The 451-nt window shown below is 43.5% G+C and carries 1 protein-coding gene; it reads right to left on the reverse strand.

The features are described from left to right. Positions 1-22: 22 nt before the first annotated feature. Positions 23-451, reverse strand: a 429-nt coding sequence (locus H5073_RS18645; RefSeq protein WP_182680936.1) for a transposase, incomplete at its 5' end; no start/stop codon positions are given.

The following is a 451-nucleotide window of genomic DNA, read 5'->3' on the forward strand; positions in this document are numbered from 1 at the left end:
GTAAGCGTCTGGGCAACTACACCTATCTTTTAAAATTCCATGGTAACAGGCTGTCTATATCCGGTGCTGGTTGGCACAGTTCATTAAGGCAAGCCATGATGTAATCAAATGGGACTAAGCCATTGACCTTTGCGGTTTCGACAATACTGTAAAGCGTGGCACTGGCATGAGCCCCATTAGCTGTCTGACTGAATAACCAATTTTTGCGGCCTATCACAAACGGTTTTACTGCTCGCTCTGCACGATTGTTATCAATACTCAGTCTGCCATCATCAACATAACGAATGAGTTTGTGCCATTGATTTGCCAGGTAATTAGCCGCCTCAATCAGTTTGGTATTACCCACTAAATTCGGTTGGTTTTGCTCAAGCCATGCTTTTAGCTTGTCCAGTATAGGCACACTGACTGCTTGTCTTGTCGTGTATTTATCATCCGCACTTTTATCTTTAAC

This window comes from Shewanella sp. SR44-3, from assembly GCF_014163735.1.
GTDB lineage: Bacteria > Pseudomonadota > Gammaproteobacteria > Enterobacterales > Shewanellaceae > Shewanella.